Raw genomic sequence first — 13,789 nt, 5'->3', positions numbered from 1 at the left:
ACTTTCTTTGAGGAAGTCCGCCGATTGTTCTTTGGGCTTCCCGCTTTTCTTTGATTGCTGAGCCCATTACTGCCGAGCCTTGTCATGAATACCCAAGCCACCATCGTCGAGCGCAAGGGCGCCGATGCCTTTGCCATCCAGGTCATGACCGGCCTGTGCATCATCTGGGGTATCCAGGCGGTGATGGTGAAACTGGCCGCGCACGACATTGCGCCGATCATGCAGGCCTTCGGGCGCAACCTGGTGGCTGCCGTGGTGGTGGGGTTGCTGATGTGCTGGCGCGGCGGCTGGGAAGGCTTCCTTCGCCATGGCACCGTCAAGGGCGGGCTGCTGGCCGGCGTGCTGTTCGCCGCGGAGTTCTTCTTCATCGCCCAGGGGCTGGTCTACACGTCGGCCTCGCACATGGCGGTGTTCATCTATACGGCGCCGATCTTCTCGGCGCTGGCGCTGCACTTCCTGCTGCCCAGCGAACGGCTTCGGCCGCTGCAATGGTTGGGCATCGGTGTGTGCTTCGCGGGGATCGCAATGTGCTTCGGTGGCGGGTTCGACCTGGCGAACATGGATAGCCGCATGTTGCTGGGCGATGCCTTCGGCGTGCTGGCGGGCTTCTCCTGGGGCATGACCACGGTGGCGGTGCGCACCACGCGGTTGTCCGAGGCGAAACCGATCCTGACGTTGTTCTACCAGTTGCTGATCGCCGCGCTGCTCCTGCCCTTCGCCGCGCTGGCGCTGGGCAAGACCCAGGACGTGAGCTTCACCGCCATCGGCGTGGGCAGTGTGCTGTTCCAGGGGTTGGTGGTGTCGTTCTTCAGTTATTTCACCTGGTTCTGGTTGCTGCGCCGCTACCTGGCGTCGAACCTGGCGGTGTTTTCCTTCATGACGCCGATGTTCGGCATCGCCTTCGGCGTGCTGATCCTCGGCGAGCCGCTGACCCTGAACTTCGTCGCCGGCGCCGTGCTGGTGCTGGCGGGTATCACCCTGGTGAGCAGTGAGCAGTGGATTCGCCGGATGCTTCGCCGCTGATGCGGGAATTGTCGCGCTCTTGATTCAGGTCAGGCGCTGCGACGAGGTAAGGCGATAGTCTTTGTTTCAAGGAGTGAGTGGCACGGGCGGAGAGTGGGACGCCGGGCTATTCTTCCTAGGGCGGCCCATGGTGGTAACGGGCCGCCCGACCTGAATTCGCACGAGGAGGTATCCATGAAAGTCTGGCTGCAAAGCATTGCGTGGAAACTCGGTGTCACGCTCGGCCTGATCGAGCCTCCACGTCTGCAACCCATCCCGATCCGCAGCGACGAGCAACGTCGCCTGATGGAGCAGCGCCGGCGCTACTGATCGCGCCCGCTACCGCAAAAGGAAAACCCGCCAGTCGGCGGGTTTTTTCTTGTCCGTCATTCGTGGGTCTTGAACCAGTCGTCGATCATTCCCTTCAACCGTTCCCCGGAGAAGCTGTCGAAGTGCCCGCCGTGCACGGTGCGCACCGGCAGTTCGCGCAGGCGCGCCAGGCTGGCGGCGTAGTCGTCGAGGTTGGAGTGGTAGGCGTCCTCGATGAGCGGGCCGTCGTAGATGATGTCGCCGGAGAACAGTGTCTGCGTCTTTTCTTCCCACAGGCTGATGCCGCCCGGCGAGTGGCCGGGAGTGTGCAGTACCTGCAGGGTGCGGTCGCCGAGGTCGAGCACGTCGCCTTCATCGATGGTGCGGGTCGCCGGTGCGGCCTTGACGCGGTATTCGGCATAGCACAGCGGGCAATCCGGGTGCGCGTCGAACATCTCGTCGTCGACGAAGGCCGTGGCCAGGGTGCGTTCGCCATCGGGGCTGGCGAGGATGTCGGCTTCGGCCGGGTGTACCAGGCGCTCGTCGAACTCGTGGTGGCCGGCGATGTGGTCGAAGTGAGTGTGGCTGGCCACGGCCAGCAGCGGGCGGTCGGTGAGCCAGGGCAGTTGCTCGCGCAGGCTGACCAGGCCGGAACCGCTGTCCACCAGCACGTCGCGGTCGCGGCCCTGGATATGCCACATGTTGCAGCGGTAGAAGGGGCGGACGTAGGGCTCGTGGATCAGGCTGACGCCGTCGTAGCAGTGGCGGACCTCGAACCAGCGGTCGCGGGTGACGATTTTCATGGCGGTGCGCCTTGTTGTGCTGAACGTAGGGCGTACAACCGTTCGCGGTTGTACGCCGATACACCGTGCCATTGATTGATAGCAGGGCCAAGCTCGGAGCGTTTGGGGCTCTCGTAGGAGCGAGCTTGCTCGCGAACAGTTCCGAGCTGGGTGGTTCGCGAGCAAGCTCGCTCCTACAGGAGAGGTGGCGGATCGGGCTGTGGATAACCCGCCTCGGTCCGGATTAAGGCGCGAAGGGCGCCGCTTCCATCACTTCCACGATCAGCGGACGATCGCTCGGCGCGTTGCGCAGCAGCTCCTGCAGGTGCGCATGGTCGCGGGCGCGCTCGGCGGCGCAGCCGAAGCCCTTGGCGATGGCGAGGAGGTCCGGGGTGTAGATGTCCACGCCCAGCGGGGTGATGTCGCGGCGTTCCATGTAGCGCTTGATCTCGCCGTAGCCGTGGTTGTTCCACAGCAGGACGATGATGCCCACCTTGGCTTCCACGGCGCTGGCCAGTTCGGTCATGGTGAATTGCAGGCCACCATCGCCCATCAGGCTGATCACCGGTCGGCCCGGCTCGCCGAGCTTGGCGCCGATGGCCGCCGGCAGGCCGTAGCCGAGGGTGCCGTAGCCGGTGGAGGCGTTGAACCAGCGGCGACCGCCGTCCAGTTCCACCAGGTGGTTGCCGCTGTAGACGGTCTGCGTCGAGTCGCCGACGAAGCGCGCATCGGGCAGCACTTCGAGGATTTTGCCGAACAGCTCGCGGTAGTGCGCCCAGCCGCTGAAGTCCTCGGCCAGTTGCGCGCGCACCTTGGCTGCACGTTGTGCGCCAGGGCTGTTGGCGTCGGCTTCGCGGGCCGGCAGCAATTCGAGCAGGGCGCGCATGGCGGTGCGTGCGTCGCTGTGGATGGCGATGCTCGGCGCGTAGTTGCGCATCAGTTGCTGCGGGTCGATGTCGATGCGGATCAGCTCGCCGCCGATCTTGAAGTTGCCATCGAACACCACGTCGTAGTCGGTCTCGCCCAGCTCTGTGCCGATGGCCAGCACCACGTCGGCCTGCTCGGCCAGTTCGCGCACCGGCACCAGCGACTGGTTGCTGCCGATCAGCAGCGGGTGTTCGGGCTGCAGCAGGCCCTTGGCGTTGATGGTCTGCGCAGTCGGCGCGTCCAGGGCGATGGCCAGGGCGCGGGCTTCGGCCTGGGCCTCGACGCAGCCGCCGCCGAGCAGCAGCAGCGGGTTCTTGGCCTTGGCCAGTTTGGCGGCGGCTTCATGCAGCGGCGAGCGGGCCGGGGCAGGGCGCGCCAGTTGCACGCGCGGGCGCACCTGCATGTGGTCGGCCGGGGCGGTGATGATGTCCAGCGGCAGTTCGATGTGCACCGGGCGCGGGCGCTCGCTGTCGAACACGGCGAAGGCGCGGGCCAGCACGGCGGGCAGTTCCTCGACGCTCATCAGGGTGTGGCTGAAGGCGCTGACGCCGGCGACCATGGCGCGCTGGTTCGGCAGCTCGTGCAGGTAGCCGTTGCCGTGGGCGAGACGCGAGCGCTCGTTGACGCTGCTGATCACCAGCATGGGGATGGAGTCGGCGTAGGCCTGGCCCATGGCGGTGAGGATGTTGGTCATGCCCGGGCCGGTGATGATGAAGCACACGCCCGGCTTGCCGGTGACGCGTGCGTAGCCGTCGGACATGAAGCCGGCGCCCTGTTCATGGCGCGGGGTGATGTGGCGGATGCTGCTGTGGGGCAGGCCGCGGTACAGCTCGACGGTGTGCACGCCGGGGATGCCGAAGACGGTGTCGACGCCCCAGGCTTGGAGTTGCTTGACGAGGAATTCGCCGCAGGTGGTCATGGCAGTTCCTTAGAGTTCGTGAGTGAGGTCGTGTCTGGTGTGAGGTCGTGGCCATCAAGCAAAGAGGGCGCGGAGATCATCTCGCCGCGCCCTCTTGCCTTGCGCAAGCGTTGGATCAGGCCGCGTCGGCGACCGCTGCCGGACGAGGCGACAGCAGGCTGACGACGATGAAGCTGATCAGTCCGATGGACAGGCTGTAGTAGATCGGGGTGTTGGCGTCGAAGCCATCCTTGAGCATGAACACCAGGGCGGTGATGAAGCCCAGGGCCATGCTGGTGATGGCGCCGGCGGTGGTGGCGCGCTTCCAGTAGATGGCGCCGATCAGCGGGATCAGCATGCCGCCGACCAGCAGGTTGTACGCCAGGGTCAGCGCGCTGAGCACGTCGTTCACCACCAGGGCGATGCCCAGGACCACGACACCGGTAACCAGGGTGCAGATGCGGTTCAGGCTCAGGCGGGTGGAGCGCTGGCCGGTGACGATCGGCAGCAGGTCCTCGGTGATGGTGGTGGAAGCGGCGAGCAGGCCGGCGCTGGCGGTGGACATCATCGCGGCCAGGGCAGCGGCGATCACCAGGCCACGAATGCCGTCCGGCAGGGCGGCGCTGACGATGGCGGCGAAGGCGTTGTTGACGTTGTCCAGGTCAGGCAGCAGCACCTTGGCGCACATGCCGATCAGCGCGCCGACCAGGCCGTAGATCACGCAGTAGACGCCCGCGGCGGTGCCGGCGTACTTGGTGACCTTCTCGTCGCGGGCGGTGAACACGCGCTGCCAGATGTCCTGGCCGATCAGGATGCCGAAGAAGTAGATCAGGAAGTAGGTGATGATGGTGTCGTAGCCGATGGTGTGGAAGCTGAAGGCGGTAGCCGGAAGCTTCGCCACCAGTTCGTCCCAGCCGCCCACGCGGTACAGGCAGATCGGCAGCAGGATGAACATCAGGCCAACGGTCTTGATGATGAACTGCACGATATCGGTCAGGGTCAGCGACCACATGCCACCGATGGTGGAGTAGATCACCACGACGCCGCCGCCCAGCAGCACGGACACCCAGAAGGGTAGGCCGAACAGCACTTGCATGACGGTGCCGATGGCCAGGGTGGATACCACGCCGATCATCAGCGCGTAGGCGAACATGATCACCGCGGAAGCCTGGCGGGCCATCGGGTTGTAGCGACGTTCCAGCACCTGGGTCACGGTGAAGATGCGCAGCTTGAGCAGCGGTTTGGCCAGGAACAGGTTCAGCGCGATGATGCCGGCGCCCAGGGCGGCGCACAGCCAGAAGCCGGAGATGCCATGGACGTAGCCCAGGCGCACGGTGCCCACGGTGGAGGCGCCACCCAGGACGGTGGCGGCCATGGTGCCCATGTAGAACGACGGGCCGAGGTTGCGACCGGCCACGAGGTAGTCTTCGTGGGTCTTGGCGCGGCGCATGCCGTAATAACCCAGCCACAACATGCCAGCGGCATATATCAGTACGACGATCAGATCTAACGCCATGGTCGGCTCCTCACACTTGCATTGTCATTGTTGCCGCGCGCTTGTGGCGTGCGGTAGGCCATCGGACCGGCGGCAACCGGTCCGATGGAGGCTTTGGGGTGGTGCGGTCCGTGTCAGGTCACGGACGGTGAATCAGGCTGCTGGCTCGCTGATGCTGCGCACCGGGCGGTCATGGCTGGCAACCCAGCGCGGGCCCTTGGGGCCATACACGCCAGCGGGTTCCGGGAAGGTGCGCAGCAGGGCGACGTAGAGCAGGGCGGCCATGCCGAGGGTGACCGGCAGGCTGATGTCGATGCCGCCGGCCAGGTCGCCCAGGGGGCCTACGAACTGCCCCGGCAGGTTGACGAAGCACAGGCCCAGGGCCGCGCTCGGAATCCACGCGCCCATGCCGCGCCAGTTCCAGCCGTTGTGGAACCAGTAGGCGCCGCCTTCCTGACCACGGGTGAACACCTGCAGGTCATCGGCGTGGTAGAAGCCACGACGGATGATCAGGCCGAGGATCATGATCACCATCCAGGGACTGGTGCAGGTGATGATCAGCACGGCGAAGGTGGACACGCTCTGCACCAGGTTCGCGGCGAAGCGACCGATGAAGATGAAGGCGATGGACAGCAGGCCGATCAGCAGGGTGGCCTGCACGCGGTTGAGCAGACGCGGGAACACGCTGGACATGTCCAGGCCGGTGCCGTACAGCGAGGTGGTGCCGGTGGACATGCCGCCGATCACCGCGATCAGGCACACCGGCAGGAAGAACCAGCTCGGCGAAACGGCCAGCAGGCCGCCGACGTAGTTGTTCTGCGCGATGTAGTCCGGGGCGTTGACGGCCACGATGGTCGCGGTGGCCAGGCCGAACAGGAACGGAATCAGGGTCGCCAGCTGGGCGCAGATCACCGCCAGCATGATGCGCTTCTGCGAGGTCTGGCGCGGAATGTAGCGCGCCCAGTCACCGAGGAAGGCGCCGAATGATACCGGGTTGCTCATGGCCAGCAGGGCGGCGCCGATGAAGGCGGCCCAGAAACCTTCGCTGCCCATCTGCACGGTACCGGCGTAGCCTGCATCGAAGGGGCCTGCGAAGGCGAACAGGCCGAGCAGGAACAGCAGGCTCGCGGCCCATACGGCGATCTTGTTGACCATCAGCATGAAGCGGAAGCCGTAGATGCAGACGATCAGCACCAGCACGGCGAACAGACCATAGGCCAGGCCCAGGGTCAGGTCGGTTTCCGGCAGGTCGAACAGGCGCTTGGCGCCACCGATCAGTGCATCGCCCGAGCTCCACACGGAGAGGGAGAAGAAGGCGACGGCGGTGAGCAGCGACAGGAACGAGCCGACGATCCGCCCGTGCACGCCGAAGTGGGCGCCCGAGGAGACCGCGTTGTTGGTGCCATTGAGCGGGCCGAACAGGCCCATCGGTGCGAGGATGATCGAGCCGACCAGCACGCCGAGGACGATGGCCCAGACGCCGGCCTGGAACGACAGCCCGAACAGGACCGGGAAGCTGCCGAGCACGGCGGTGGCGAAGGTGTTGGCGCCACCGAAGATCATGCGGAACAGGTCGGTGGGCGTGGCGTTGCGTTCATTGTCCGGGATCTGTTCGACCCCGAATGTCTCGATCGTTGTGATTGCGTGTGCGTTGTTCTTGTTATCCATGACTTCCTCCCGGGGAGCCCTGTCTTTATGGCGTCGGCGACGGTGACAGGTGCTCGTGTGTGGCCAGCCAGCGGCCCTGTTTCGGATCACGGCGGAAGACGATGGTCTCCCGTTCGTGGTTCAGGCTTTCCTCTCCCTGGATGCGCAGCCGCGTGGCGACGTCGTGGCAGAACACGGCCACGTCTTCGCCCTGCAGGCTCACAAAGGTGTTGCTCGAAAGGCAGTCAAGGACTTCGAAGCCATCGTCACGCAGCCAGCCTTCCCACACCTCGCGGTAGGCCGCGCGCGAGAGCAGCGGCACCGGCCAGGTGTGGAAAATGAAGGAGGCGTCTTCGCTGAACGCGGCGAAGTAGGCTTCGGTGTCGGTGCGCGCGAAGGCTGCCACGAGATCGCGGGCAGCCTCCAGCACCTGTGCTACGCAGGCGTCGTTATTCATTGTTGTGCTCGTGCGCTCAGCGGCGCTCTACGCCCGGGAGGATGCAGAGCATTTCGTACAGCAGGTTGGCGCCGAGCAACGAGGTGTTGCCGGTGGTGTCGTAGGGCGGGGAGACCTCGACCAGATCGCAGCCGATGATGTCCAGGCCCTGGCAGCCACGGACGATCTCGATCGCCTGGATGGTGGTCAGGCCGCCGATTTCCGGGGTGCCGGTGCCGGGCGCCCAGGCCGGGTCGATGCCGTCGATGTCGAAGGACAGGTAGACCGGGCCGCCGCCGACTTTCTCGCGAACTTCGGCCATCAGCGGTTCCAGCGACTTGTGCCAGCACTCTTCGGCCTGCACCACGCGGAAGCCCTGCTTGCGGCTCCAGTTGAAGTCTTCAGCGGTATAGCCCTGCGCACGCAGGCCGATCTGCACCACGCGGTCGCAGTCCAGCAGGCCTTCTTCCACCGCGCGGCGGAAGGTGGTGCCGTGGGCGATCTTCTCGCCGAACATGTGGTCGTTCACATCGGCGTGGGCGTCGATGTGGACCAGGCCGACCTTGCCGTGCTTCTTGTGGATGGCACGCAGGATCGGCAGGGTGATGGTGTGGTCGCCGCCCAGGGTCAGCGGGAGGATGCCGTGGTCGAGGATCTTGTCGTACGCCTCTTCGATGATGCGTACGGCTTCCATCAGGTTGAAGGTGTTGATCGCCACGTCACCGATGTCGGCGATGTTCAGCGAGTCGAACGGCGCAGCGCCGGTGGCCATGTTGTACGGACGGATCATCACCGACTCGGCGCGGATTTCGCGCGGCCCGAAACGAGTGCCGGAGCGCAGGGAGGTGCCGATGTCCAGGGGCACGCCGACGAAGGCGGCATCGAGCTGGTTGAGCTCTTCGGGGGACTGGATATGCGGCAGGCGCATCATGGTGGCGATGCCGCCGAAACGCGGCATTTCGTTACCGCCCAGGGGCTGGTGAAGTTTCTTGTCCATGGGGAGGGCCTCAGGCTGATCGCTGTCTTCGTGGAAACAGGCTTGTTGAATACTGAGACCGGATTCTCATCACACCGGGTAGTGGAAAAAATCGCTGGCTACAAATAATCACTTCAGAGTTTTCTAAACTAATAACGGTCGCTAGACTGCGCTACCTTGCCGCAGCAGACGGCCCGCCGGGCTTGTGGCCTGCGGTTCCTGAATAGATAGCTGGCTTGCTATCATCCTTTTTTCAGGTACAGAAAGTACTGAACTAGAGCGGCCCGGCCGCGGTTTTGCGGAGTCTTCATGAGCGCCAGCGCATTGCCCGACGTCAAACTGCTGCGGATTTTCGCCTGCGTGGTGCGTAGCCAGGGCTTCGCCGCCGCCCAGCAGGAGTTGAACCTGTCGACCTCGGCGATCAGCACCTACATGAGCCAGTTGGAGAACCAGTTGGGCATCGTGCTCTGCCACCGTGGTCGCGGCGGCTTCGGGCTGACCAGCAAGGGCGAGCTGTTCCATCAGGAAACCCTGCGCATCCTCGGCGAGCTGGAAGGTTTCGAGCGCTACGCAGCGACCTTGAAAGGGGAGTTGCGCGGCACCCTGAACCTCGGCGTGCTGGACTCCACCGTGAGCGACCCAGCGCTGCCACTGGCGGATGTGATCGGTTCCTTCAGCAGCCTGCATCCGGCGGTACACCTGCACCTGCAGGTGCAGAGCCCCTACGAGCTGCAACTGGCGGTGCTGGACAACCGTCTGGACCTGGCCATCGGCTCCTTCTTCAGTCGGATGAACGGCCTGGTCTACCAGCCTCTTTATAGAGAGCAGCACTGGCTGTACTGCAGCGACCGCCACCCGCTGTTCGACGGACGGCGCATTCCCGCCGAGCTGATCACCCAGCAGCGCATGGTCGGCCGTGGCTACTGGAGCCAGGCGGAGCTGGCGCGGCACGGCTTCAAGCACAGCGCCGGCACCGTGGAGAGTATGGAGGCGCAGCTGATCCTGATTCTCTCCGGCGGCTATATCGGCTACCTGCCCGAACACTACGCCCACCCCTGGGTGGAGCAGGGCCGCCTGCGTGCGTTGCTGCCGGCGACCTTCGGCTACCAGGCACCGTTCTCGCTGATCCTGCGCCGCGGCCGTTCCCGCGAGCCGCTGATCCAGAACTTCCGCGACCTGCTGCGCACCCAGCCGAGCCAGTCATGAGCCGCGCCCGTTGCCCGCGCTGCGAGCGCCCGCTGAACCACTGCCTGTGCGCGCTGATTCCCCTTGTGGATAACCTTACCCGCGTTCTGCTGTTACAGCATCCAAGTGAGGTCGGACATGCGCTGAACACCGCACGGCTGGCGGCGCTTGGGCTGGCCAATGCGGAGCTGATGGTCGGTGAGGATTTCACTGACCTCGATCTGTCCGCCTGGGACGCCTGGCTGCTGTTCCCCGACGAATCCGCCGTGGCGCTGGCCGAACTGGCCGCCCGTCCTGTGGATAAACCACGCCTGCTGGTCGTCCCCGACGGCACCTGGCGCAAGGCGCGCAAGCTGCTGCACCTCAACCCCAATCTCGGGACATTGCCGCGCGTGGTGCTGCCGGGTGGGTTGAGCTCGCGCTACCGGCTGCGCAAGGCGCCGGCCGAAGGCGCGCTGTCCACTATCGAAGCGATAGTGCATGCGCTCGATGTGCTGGATGCGCCGCAATCCCATGCCGACCTGCTGCGCCCGTTCGATGCGCTGATCGATGGGCAGATCGCCGCGATGGGCGAGGAGACCTTCCAGCGCAACCACGGGCCGCGCCGCTGACCCGCTTTTCGTAGGAGCGAGCTTGCTCGCGAACCGATTGTCCGGCGACTGCGGAGTGGGGCGGGTTCGCGAGCAAGCTCGCTCCTACAAGAGCACGGTGGGGCTGGTTTCGTTATACTGCGCCCCTCATTCCCCTTCGCGAGGTGTTCGTCCGATGCGCAATTGATGCCGCCGTGGTTTCACGGCCCGTTTCCTTCCCTGGCCCGTTTCCGGGGGAATTCCGGCATCAATCTGGTACTGCGCATGACGAGCCCGTTCACCCTGGCGCTGCAAGGCGTCTCTTTCCAATTGCCCAGCGGCGAGCTGCTGCTGAGCAACCTCAACGAAACCTTCGACGACCGCCGCACCGCGCTGGTCGGGCGCAATGGCGCGGGCAAGTCCGTGCTGGCACGGATCATGGCGGGCGAACTGGCCGCCAGCGCTGGTCGCCGTCTGGCGTCCGGGCCGGTGCATTACCTGCCGCAACATATCGAGCCGCAAGCGTTCCGCAGCGTCGCGGAGTTGGCCGGCGTACAACCGCTGCTGGATGCGCTGGCCCGGGTCGAAGCCGGTGAAGTCGAACCGGCAGACTTCGAGCAACTCGACGGCCACTGGGATATCCGCGCCCGCCTGCAAGCCGAGCTGGCAGCCGCCGGGCTCGCCCATCTGCTGCCGGATGCGCCTGCCTCGTGCCTCAGTGGTGGTGAGTGCACGCGGGTAGCGTTGCTCGGCGCCTGGCTCAGCGACGCGGACTGGCTGATTCTCGACGAGCCGAGCAACCATCTGGACCGCGCCGGGCGCGAGGCCTTGCGTGAGCAACTGCAGCGCTGGCGCGGCGGTCTGATCCTGATCAGCCATGACCGTCAGCTGCTGGACGGTATGCAGCGGATCGTCGAGCTGTCGTCCTCTGGTTTGCGCAGCTACTCCGGCGGCTATGCCTTCTACCGTGAGACTCGCCAGCAGGAGCAGGACACTGCCCAGCGCGAGTTGCAGCGGCGCAAGCTGGAGCGCGATCGCCAGCAGCACGCCATGCAGGAGCAGCGCGAGCGCCAGGAGCATCGGCAGGCGAAGGGGCGCAAGGATGCCAGGGAGGCGAACCAGGCGAAGATCCTTGTCGATCGGCAGAAGGAACGCAGCCAAGGCAGCATTGCGCGCCTGGCCACGCAGCACGATGACCGCCGCGAGCGGCTGGCGCAGGAGGTGTAGGAGGCTTTCGAACAGTTGCGCGAAGACGTTGCGGTGGTACTGCACGCGGCAGACTGTGAGTTGCCCGAGTCACGAGGGGTGTTGATGCTGGAGGCGCTGCGCCTGCCGTATGGCAATGCTGCGCCGCTGGACCTGCAACTGAGCGGGCCGCGCCGCGTGGCGATCACCGGGCGCAACGGCAGCGGCAAGTCGACGCTGCTCAAGGTGGTTGCAGGCGTGCTCGCCGCAGCGGCCGGTTCTTGCCAGGTGAAGGTGCGCAGTGCCTACCTGGATCAGCATCTCGCCGCGCTATCGCCCGAGCGCTCGGTGCTGGAACTGCTGCAGGAGCGTAATCGAGCGGCGGAGCCGTCGCTGTTGCGGACGCGGCTGGCGCAGCTGGGATTGCCGGCGGCCCGGGTCGAGTTGCCCTGTGCGCTGCTCAGCGGCGGCGAGCGACTGAAGGCGGCGCTGGCGTGCGAGCTTTACGCCGAGCATCCAGCCCAGTTGCTGCTGCTGGACGAGCCGGATAACCACCTCGACCTGCCGTCTCGCGAGGCGCTGGAAAACCTCTTGCGGCAGTACCGCGGCGCGCTGCTGGTGGTGTCCCATGACGAGGCGTTTCTCGGCCGGCTGCAACTGGAGGCGCGGCTGGAGTGTGGGGCGGGCGGCTGGCGTTGGTTGGCTGAGTGAGGCTTTACCGGCCGGGAAGGGCTGGGTAGGATCGACCTCCCTCTCTTTCCGGCTGCCTCTGCCGTGCTCCGCCCAGGCGTTGATTCGCGAAGCGGGCATTCATGCTGCCGACGCTCCTGCGGCCGTCACCTTGTGTGGCGTGCTATCCCTTTGTGATCTGCTGAATCAGGATGGATTCATGCTCATTCGCCAACGCATCACCGCGGACAACTCGCGCCTGCTCGATATCTGGCTGAGCGCCGTGCGCGCGACCCACCACTTCCTGCAACCCGCCGACATCGAGGCGCTTTTGCCTCAGGTTCGCGACCTCTATCTGCCCGCCGTCGAGGTCTGGGTGGCGGTGGACAGCGAAGACCGCCCGCAGGGCTTCATCGGCCTCAACGAATCCCATGTGGAGATGCTCTTCATCGATCCGGATAGCCGGGGACGGGGCCTGGGCCGCGCGCTGCTGGATTTCGTGCGCGAGTTGCGCGGGATCTTGAGTGTCGACGTCAACGAACAGAATCCTCAGGCAGTGGGTTTTTATCTGCACTATGGCTTCGCTCAGACCGGGCGATCGCCGCTGGATGGCGAGGGGCGGCCGTTCCCGCTGCTGCACATGAGCCTGCCGGGCGGTCAATAAGCACAGGCAGAACTTGTAGGAGCGAGGGGGGACGCCTAGTTCTTGCTCGCGAACGGACGCCACCGATGGGTTTGTTCGCGAGCAAGCTCGCTCCTACAAAAAGCCGGGGGTTACGTTGTGCGCTCGGTCTCGCCGCTGCCGAAGCGGATGCTCCGCGCGCCAAGCTTGAGCAGGCTGTCGGCGAACAGGTCGCTGGCGGTGTGGCGGCAGTCCCAGGCAGCTTCCCAGTCTTCCTGGCGGCGCCAGTGCAGGCGGCCTACCAGGCGCGGCGGCTCGCCTTCGGCATGCAGCTCGCTGGCGAGGTAGCCGGGGCGCAGGTAGAACAGCTCCTGCAGGTGCGACAGGTAATCGCACAGCCGCGCGGCAATGTGCGGGCGTTGCTGCGGCGTTACGTCGATCTCGATCTGCAGCACGAAGTGAGGGTTGTCCACGCAGGCATGGGCGGTGATCGGGGCGGGTTGCGTCATGTTCCTTGGCTCCCTGGCTTGAACCGAATGCCTGGCGAGGGTAAAACCTCAACTTAAGTTGAGGTCAATAGTCCATGAAAGAATCTTCTTCCTGTTCGATGCACCGCGAGTTGAGTGTCGGCGAGCTGGCCAGGCGCGCTGGCGTTGCCGTTTCCGCGCTGCACTTCTACGAGGCCAAGGGCCTGATCAGCAGCGCGCGCAATGCCGGCAACCAGCGCCGCTATTCGCGGGACACGCTGCGCCGGGTGGCGGTGATCAAGGTCGCGCAACGGGTCGGCATTCCCCTGGGCGAGATCGCCGAGGCGCTGGGCTCGCTGCCGAAAGGGCACAACCCGTCGGCAGCGGACTGGGCGCGCTTGTCGGCACGCTGGCGGGATGACCTGAACGAGCGGATCGAGAAGTTGCTGCTGCTGCGCGACCAGCTCGATGGCTGCATCGGCTGTGGCTGCCTATCGATGGAGGCCTGCCCGCTGCGCAATCCGGGCGACAAGTTGGCGGAGGAGGGGCCGGGGGCGCATTGGCGGGGGGATGAGTGATGGAGGGTTCGCGAGCAAGCTCGCTCCTGCATGGCGCACCCG

Annotated in this window: 13 protein-coding genes and 1 pseudogene; 7 read left to right on the top strand and 7 right to left on the bottom strand. The window is 65.5% G+C overall.

Features of this window, described 5'->3' with window-relative positions:
- Nucleotides 1-84: 84 nt before the first annotated feature.
- Entirely contained in the window at nucleotides 85-1,023 is a 939-nt protein-coding gene (locus ACNFH5_RS08775) for a DMT family transporter (protein WP_416745225.1), read from the top strand.
- Nucleotides 1,024-1,197: 174 nt separating this feature from the next.
- On the top strand, nucleotides 1,198-1,332 hold the full coding sequence (locus tag ACNFH5_RS08770; RefSeq protein ID WP_260403232.1) for a PA1414 family protein: 135 nt from the start codon (nucleotides 1,198-1,200) through the stop codon (nucleotides 1,330-1,332).
- A gap of 56 nt (nucleotides 1,333-1,388) precedes the next feature.
- Here the strand turns inward: ACNFH5_RS08770 and ACNFH5_RS08765 are convergent, their stop codons facing one another.
- The 6 genes from ACNFH5_RS08765 to speB all read right to left on the bottom strand — a co-directional run bounded on the left by ACNFH5_RS08765 (nucleotide 1,389) and on the right by speB (nucleotide 8,493).
- Nucleotides 1,389-2,114 (bottom strand): MBL fold metallo-hydrolase, encoded by a 726-nt coding sequence (locus tag ACNFH5_RS08765; protein WP_416745224.1) that lies wholly within the window; start codon nucleotides 2,112-2,114, stop codon nucleotides 1,389-1,391.
- A gap of 223 nt (nucleotides 2,115-2,337) precedes the next feature.
- Complete coding sequence (locus ACNFH5_RS08760) at nucleotides 2,338-3,939, bottom strand: 5-guanidino-2-oxopentanoate decarboxylase (RefSeq protein ID WP_416745223.1); 1,602 nt, start codon at nucleotides 3,937-3,939, stop codon at nucleotides 2,338-2,340.
- 115 nt (nucleotides 3,940-4,054) lie between these two features.
- The gene (locus ACNFH5_RS08755; protein WP_416745222.1) at nucleotides 4,055-5,434 is read right to left on the bottom strand and encodes a sodium:solute symporter; all 1,380 of its coding nucleotides are present in this window, start codon (nucleotides 5,432-5,434) and stop codon (nucleotides 4,055-4,057) included.
- Between the two features lie 132 nt (nucleotides 5,435-5,566).
- Nucleotides 5,567-7,081, bottom strand: a complete 1,515-nt coding sequence (locus ACNFH5_RS08750; protein WP_416745221.1) for a purine-cytosine permease family protein — start codon at nucleotides 7,079-7,081, stop codon at nucleotides 5,567-5,569.
- 25 nt (nucleotides 7,082-7,106) lie between these two features.
- Complete coding sequence (locus ACNFH5_RS08745) at nucleotides 7,107-7,517, bottom strand: YybH family protein (protein WP_045212325.1); 411 nt, start codon at nucleotides 7,515-7,517, stop codon at nucleotides 7,107-7,109.
- A 16-nt stretch (nucleotides 7,518-7,533) separates the two neighbouring features.
- On the bottom strand, nucleotides 7,534-8,493 hold the full coding sequence (speB, locus tag ACNFH5_RS08740; RefSeq protein WP_045212323.1) for an agmatinase: 960 nt from the start codon (nucleotides 8,491-8,493) through the stop codon (nucleotides 7,534-7,536).
- A gap of 288 nt (nucleotides 8,494-8,781) precedes the next feature.
- Here speB and ACNFH5_RS08735 point away from each other — a divergent pair, with 288 nt between their 5' ends.
- The 4 genes and pseudogenes from ACNFH5_RS08735 to ACNFH5_RS08720 all read left to right on the top strand — a co-directional run bounded on the left by ACNFH5_RS08735 (nucleotide 8,782) and on the right by ACNFH5_RS08720 (nucleotide 12,744).
- Complete coding sequence (locus tag ACNFH5_RS08735; protein WP_024765259.1) at nucleotides 8,782-9,678, top strand: LysR family transcriptional regulator; 897 nt, start codon at nucleotides 8,782-8,784, stop codon at nucleotides 9,676-9,678.
- The gene (locus ACNFH5_RS08730) at nucleotides 9,675-10,268 is read left to right on the top strand and encodes a tRNA-uridine aminocarboxypropyltransferase (protein WP_416745220.1); all 594 of its coding nucleotides are present in this window, start codon (nucleotides 9,675-9,677) and stop codon (nucleotides 10,266-10,268) included. The genes ACNFH5_RS08735 and ACNFH5_RS08730 overlap by 4 nt, the downstream gene beginning before the upstream one ends.
- Before the next feature lie 243 nt (nucleotides 10,269-10,511).
- Nucleotides 10,512-12,122: pseudogene (locus ACNFH5_RS08725) on the top strand (ATP-binding cassette domain-containing protein).
- 178 nt (nucleotides 12,123-12,300) lie between these two features.
- Nucleotides 12,301-12,744 carry an acetyltransferase gene (locus tag ACNFH5_RS08720; RefSeq protein ID WP_416745219.1) on the top strand — a complete coding sequence of 148 codons (444 nt, stop codon included), beginning with the start codon at nucleotides 12,301-12,303 and terminating at the stop codon, nucleotides 12,742-12,744.
- Between the two features lie 110 nt (nucleotides 12,745-12,854).
- On the opposite strand, the gene ACNFH5_RS08715 is transcribed toward ACNFH5_RS08720, so the two are convergent.
- Nucleotides 12,855-13,211 carry an antibiotic biosynthesis monooxygenase gene (locus ACNFH5_RS08715; RefSeq protein WP_416745218.1) on the bottom strand — a complete coding sequence of 119 codons (357 nt, stop codon included), beginning with the start codon at nucleotides 13,209-13,211 and terminating at the stop codon, nucleotides 12,855-12,857.
- Nucleotides 13,212-13,285: 74 nt separating this feature from the next.
- Here ACNFH5_RS08715 and soxR point away from each other — a divergent pair, with 74 nt between their 5' ends.
- The gene (gene soxR, locus ACNFH5_RS08710) at nucleotides 13,286-13,747 is read left to right on the top strand and encodes a redox-sensitive transcriptional activator SoxR (RefSeq protein WP_416745217.1); all 462 of its coding nucleotides are present in this window, start codon (nucleotides 13,286-13,288) and stop codon (nucleotides 13,745-13,747) included.
- The last annotated feature ends 42 nt before the right edge of the window (nucleotides 13,748-13,789 follow it).

This window comes from Pseudomonas sp. NY15435, assembly GCF_048068295.1.
Classification (GTDB): domain Bacteria; phylum Pseudomonadota; class Gammaproteobacteria; order Pseudomonadales; family Pseudomonadaceae; genus Pseudomonas.
The sequence above is the reverse complement of the archived record's forward strand: the minus strand, read 5'-3'. Positions and strand labels throughout refer to the sequence as shown.

Coding starts and splice junctions, on each gene's coding strand:
- ACNFH5_RS08775 (WP_416745225.1), top strand. CDS start 85: ATGAATACCCAAGCCACCATCGTCGAGCGCAAGGGCGCCGATGCCTTT.
- ACNFH5_RS08770 (WP_260403232.1), top strand. CDS start 1,198: ATGAAAGTCTGGCTGCAAAGCATTGCGTGGAAACTCGGTGTCACGCTC.
- ACNFH5_RS08765 (WP_416745224.1), bottom strand. CDS start 2,114: ATGAAAATCGTCACCCGCGACCGCTGGTTCGAGGTCCGCCACTGCTAC.
- ACNFH5_RS08760 (WP_416745223.1), bottom strand. CDS start 3,939: ATGACCACCTGCGGCGAATTCCTCGTCAAGCAACTCCAAGCCTGGGGC.
- ACNFH5_RS08755 (WP_416745222.1), bottom strand. CDS start 5,434: ATGGCGTTAGATCTGATCGTCGTACTGATATATGCCGCTGGCATGTTG.
- ACNFH5_RS08750 (WP_416745221.1), bottom strand. CDS start 7,081: ATGGATAACAAGAACAACGCACACGCAATCACAACGATCGAGACATTC.
- ACNFH5_RS08745 (WP_045212325.1), bottom strand. CDS start 7,517: ATGAATAACGACGCCTGCGTAGCACAGGTGCTGGAGGCTGCCCGCGAT.
- speB (WP_045212323.1), bottom strand. CDS start 8,493: ATGGACAAGAAACTTCACCAGCCCCTGGGCGGTAACGAAATGCCGCGT.
- ACNFH5_RS08735 (WP_024765259.1), top strand. CDS start 8,782: ATGAGCGCCAGCGCATTGCCCGACGTCAAACTGCTGCGGATTTTCGCC.
- ACNFH5_RS08730 (WP_416745220.1), top strand. CDS start 9,675: ATGAGCCGCGCCCGTTGCCCGCGCTGCGAGCGCCCGCTGAACCACTGC.
- ACNFH5_RS08720 (WP_416745219.1), top strand. CDS start 12,301: ATGCTCATTCGCCAACGCATCACCGCGGACAACTCGCGCCTGCTCGAT.
- ACNFH5_RS08715 (WP_416745218.1), bottom strand. CDS start 13,211: ATGACGCAACCCGCCCCGATCACCGCCCATGCCTGCGTGGACAACCCT.
- soxR (WP_416745217.1), top strand. CDS start 13,286: ATGAAAGAATCTTCTTCCTGTTCGATGCACCGCGAGTTGAGTGTCGGC.